Source organism: Promicromonospora kroppenstedtii DSM 19349, assembly GCF_000515355.1.
Taxonomy (GTDB): domain Bacteria; phylum Actinomycetota; class Actinomycetes; order Actinomycetales; family Cellulomonadaceae; genus Promicromonospora; species Promicromonospora kroppenstedtii.
On the sequence record NZ_KI911656.1, the window covers coordinates 6324 to 10280 of the forward strand.

At 71.5% G+C, this 3957-nt stretch carries 5 protein-coding genes; 3 read left to right on the forward strand and 2 right to left on the reverse strand.

Features of this window, described 5'->3' with window-relative positions; translation table 11 throughout:
• Positions 1–438, reverse strand: a 438-nt coding sequence (locus PROKR_RS34585; RefSeq protein ID WP_211240103.1) for a P-loop NTPase family protein, incomplete at its 3' end; no start/stop codon positions are given.
• Positions 439–769: 331 nt separating this feature from the next.
• On the opposite strand from PROKR_RS34585, the gene PROKR_RS10710 reads away from it, so the two are divergent.
• The gene (locus tag PROKR_RS10710; RefSeq protein WP_020014780.1) at positions 770–1006 is read left to right on the forward strand and encodes a hypothetical protein; all 237 of its coding nucleotides are present in this window, start codon (positions 770–772) and stop codon (positions 1004–1006) included.
• Positions 1007–1104: 98 nt separating this feature from the next.
• Here the strand turns inward: PROKR_RS10710 and sthA are convergent, their stop codons facing one another.
• Positions 1105–2523: a Si-specific NAD(P)(+) transhydrogenase gene (gene sthA, locus PROKR_RS10715; protein WP_036963199.1), complete on the reverse strand. Its 1419-nt coding sequence runs from the start codon at positions 2521–2523 to the stop codon at positions 1105–1107.
• 88 nt (positions 2524–2611) lie between these two features.
• On the opposite strand from sthA, the gene PROKR_RS10720 reads away from it, so the two are divergent.
• Both PROKR_RS10720 and PROKR_RS10725 read left to right on the forward strand, forming a co-directional pair.
• A complete protein-coding gene (locus PROKR_RS10720; RefSeq protein ID WP_036962998.1) occupies positions 2612–2893 on the forward strand; it encodes a YciI family protein in 282 nt (93 codons plus the stop codon).
• Positions 2894–3033: 140 nt separating this feature from the next.
• Positions 3034–3897, forward strand: coding sequence for a hypothetical protein (locus PROKR_RS10725; RefSeq protein ID WP_036962999.1), 864 nt, complete (start codon positions 3034–3036; stop codon positions 3895–3897).
• Positions 3898–3957 lie beyond the last annotated feature (60 nt).

Sequence of the window (3957 nt, forward strand, 5' to 3'; positions counted from 1 at the left end):
CGCCGTCTGGCTGGCGTCGCCGGGTTCGAGCTGCGCCCACAGCGTGGAGCCCCAGCGCAGCCGGCGCAGCCACTCCCCGGCGACGCGGGCGAGCAGGAGCACCCGGGTGCGGCCACGGGCGGGACGGGCCAGGACGTCGAGCATCGCGCCCAGGCCGAGTCGCGTGGCGGCGTCGTCGATCACGAACAGGACGTCGCCCTGCGGGCGCGCGCGGACCGTGGCGACCTCGCGGCCGATCGGCACCGGGACGACGGTCCAGCCGGCGTCGGCGAGCCGGTCGCCGAACTCGCTCGCGAGCCGCGTCTTGCCGAAACCGGCGGGGGCGACGACGAGGCGCAACCTGACCGGTGCGTCGGTGTCGGCCCACCGGCCGAGGTCGTCGAGCTCCTGCTCGCGGCCCATGAACGGGACGACCGCGCGGGCCGGGTCGAGCAGCACGGCCGGCCACCGGGCGCCGTCGCCCGGGACGGTCTGGACCGCAGCCGGGAGCGAGCCACGGCCCACCGCCGATCGGGCGGCTCGGACCGCGGCAGCCAGCCTGGTCGAGACGTCCGAGACCACCACGATGAGCAAGTCAACCGGACGAACGTCCAGGTCTGCAAGAGGTGGGAGCAGACTCGGTCGACCCGGTGACGAAGCGCGAGGGGACAGATCGGAGTCAGTCCGACAATGCGGGCAAAAGTTGCATACCGCCCTCGATCGCGACATCCTTCCCTCGGCCGGGTGAGAACCCGGCCGCTCCACGACCGCACGGACGAAAGGCAGGCACGTGAGCCTGAACCTGAACAAGCTCGTCGACAAGGCCTACAAGGACCAGAGCATCGCCGCGATCCTCGCGGCGCCGCCGTCGGCGCTGCTCGGCCTCACGCCGAAGCACGACGAGATGCTCGCCGAGCTGAAGATCAAGACGGTCGCGGACCTGGGCAACTGGCAGCACGCCGTGCACGCCCAGGCGCTCGTGACCCTCGCGGACGCCGAGGTGCCCGCCATCGCCGGCGACAAGTAGCACCCGCCGCGCAGGTCACGCACGAGGGCGCCCGTCCACCGCACGGTGGGCGGGCGCGCTCGTGCGTCGGGCCGGGACCCGCGCCGGCGGCGGCCAGGTCAGAGCCCGAACCGCTCCACGTCGCGCATCTTGTTCGTCGCGTCCAGCGCCGCGACCTTGTACGCCTCCGCCAGCGTCGGGTAGTTGAAGACCGTGTCGACGAGGTGGTCCACGGTGCCGCCCGTGATCATGATCGCCTGCCCGATGTGGATGATCTCCGTGGCGCCGGTCCCGAACACGTGCACGCCCAGCACGCGGCGGTCCTCGGTCGAGACCAGCAGCTTGAGCATCCCGTAGGAGTCGCCCACGATCTGCCCGCGTGCCAGCTCGCGGTAGCGCGCCACCCCCACCTCGTACGGCACTCCCGCGGTGGTGAGCTGGTCCTCGGTGTCCCCGCAGTAGGAGATCTCCGGGATCGTGTAGATGCCGATGGGCTGCAGCTCCAGCACGGAGGAGACGGGCTCGCCGAACGCGTGGTACGCCGCGAGGCGCCCCTGCTCCTGCGACGTCGCCGCGAGCGCCGGGAACCCGATGACGTCGCCGACGGCGTAGATGTGCTCGACGTCGGTCCGGAACTGCTTGTCCACCTGGAGCCGGCCGCGGTGGTCGGCCTCCAGCCCGGCGGCGGCGAGGTCGAGGCCGTCGGTGCACCCCTGCCGGCCGGCGGAGTAGAGCACGCAGTCGGCGGGGACCCGCTTGCCGGACGCGAGCGTGGTGACGGTGCCGTTCTCGCCCGCCGAGACCGACTCGACCTTCTCCCCCAGCCGGAACGTGACAGACAGGTCGCGCAGCTGGAACTTGAGCGCCTCGACGACCTCCGAGTCGCAGAAGTCGAGGATCTTGTCGCGTGCCTCGACCACGGTGACCCGGGTGCCGAGCGCGGCGAAGAGGGAGGCGTACTCGATGCCGATCACGCCGGCGCCGACCACGACCATGGTCCGGGGCACCTCGCTGACGTCGAGGATGCCGTCGGAGTCGACCACGCGGACGCCGTCGAACGCGATGTTCGCGGGGCGCGCGGGAGCGGTGCCGACCGCGACGACGACCTTGTCGGCGGTCAGCCGTCGCACGACGTCACCCTCGGCGTCGGCCACCTCGATGTCGTGCGGTCCCGTGAACCGGGCGGTGCCCACGACGGTCTCGACGTGGTTGCGGGCGAGCTGGTTGCGCACCACCTCGATCTCGCGCCCGATGACGTGCTGCAGCCGGGCCAGGAGGTCAGGCACCGTGATGTGCTCCTTGAGCCGGTAGCTGGAGCCGTAGACGTCGCGCATCTGCAGGCCCGTCAGGTACAGCACGGCCTCGCGCAGCGTCTTGGACGGGATGGTCCCGGTGTGCAGGCTCACCCCGCCGACCCGGTCCCGCCGTTCCACCACCGCCACGCGCCTGCCGAGCTTGGCGGCACCGATCGCGGCCTTCTGGCCACCGGGGCCGGAGCCGATCACGACGAGGTCGAAGTGGTTCTCACGTGCGTCCATGCTCAGAGTGTGGGGCGCGGGCGGGTCCGTGACGAGCGTCTTCATCAAGAATTAACCGGCTCGCCGAACCGGATGGCAGGCTGCGCCCATGAGCACCTACGCCGTGAGCTACACCTACACCGACGACGTGGCGACCCGGGACGAGGTCCGGCCAAGCCACCGGGACTTCCTGCGGCGGCTGAACGAGGACGGCGTCGTTCGTGCGTCAGGCCCCCTCGACGACGGGTCCCGGGCCCTGCTGGTCGTGGAGGCGGACTCCGCCGAGGCCGCACTGGCCGCCCTGGACGCGGACCCGTTCGCGCACGCGGGCGTCATCGGTGAGCGCGGCGTGCAGCTGTGGAACGTCGTGATCGGTGGTTTCGCGAACTAGACAAGTCGTGAAACTTCACCCCATTACGATTCATGCAGAGGTTTTTACCTAATAGTCACGTTCGAACCATGGCGTGGCGCGCTCGTTGGTGCACATGATGCCTGTTCGGACTCTGCTGGTTACGTTCGGGGAGGCACCGCATGACCTCTGTCGACAACACGGTTGGCTACGGTGAGATCGGCCCGCGCATCTGCGTGACGCCGCCCTACTACGCACTTGGCGACCTGCTCAGCCCGGAACCAGGGCTGACGAGCGCCACGGTCCCTGTCCAGTCCCCCACGGGACGGCAGGCCCCCGTCGTCGGGATCGCGGAGGCGGGCCGGCATCTCGCCATCCTCGGCCTGTGCGCCGCGGCCACGACCAACCCCAGCACCAAGCGGCACTACTACCTTGCGCACCGCGGTGTCGGCCGCATGTTCCCGCGCGTGGACCCGGCGACCAGGCTCATCGGGACGGCGAGCGCCCAGATGACCGGCCGCAACCGGGCGGAGGCCCAGACCGAGCTCCGTGACCCCCGGGGCAACCTCGTGGCACAGATGGACGTGGAGTACCTGGTCATGTCGGTACCGGTGTTCCGACGGATGATGGGCCCGGCCCGGGCCCCCGACGCGACGGAGCCGGCCAACCCGTACGCCGCACCGGCCCCGCTGGTCGACGTCGCTGCCGACGCGCACAGCGCCACGGCGAAGCTCGCCGTGGAGGCGGCGATGTGCCGTGGGCACTTCGACGGCTTCCCGGCGCTGCCGGTGTCCGTGGCCGGGTACGCGGCGTTCGCGCTCTTCGACCATGTCCTGGAGGAGGCGGCTGGCCCCGGCGCCCGCTGGCAGCCGGGGATGTTCCGGCTCCGGGCGGACAACCTGGCCACGGCCGGGGAGACCTGCACGGTGGACGTCGAGCCCTCGGCGCCGGCCGAGCCCGACGCGCACCCCCAGGCGTTCACCGGGACCATCCGGTCCGGGGACCGCGAGATCTTCTCGATCGACGTGGACTACACGGTGGTCTGAACGCGCGCCGATCGCGCACGGCCGGAGGCCGCGCCCCCTGTTCGGGGACGCGGCCTCCGG

Bases quoted from the DNA above. Each gene is read 5' to 3' on its own strand.
- sthA (WP_036963199.1), bottom strand. From the start codon at position 2,523: ATGGACGCACGTGAGAACCACTTCGACCTCGTCGTGATCGGCTCCGGC.
- PROKR_RS10720 (WP_036962998.1), top strand. From the start codon at position 2,612: ATGAGCACCTACGCCGTGAGCTACACCTACACCGACGACGTGGCGACC.
- PROKR_RS10725 (WP_036962999.1), top strand. From the start codon at position 3,034: ATGACCTCTGTCGACAACACGGTTGGCTACGGTGAGATCGGCCCGCGC.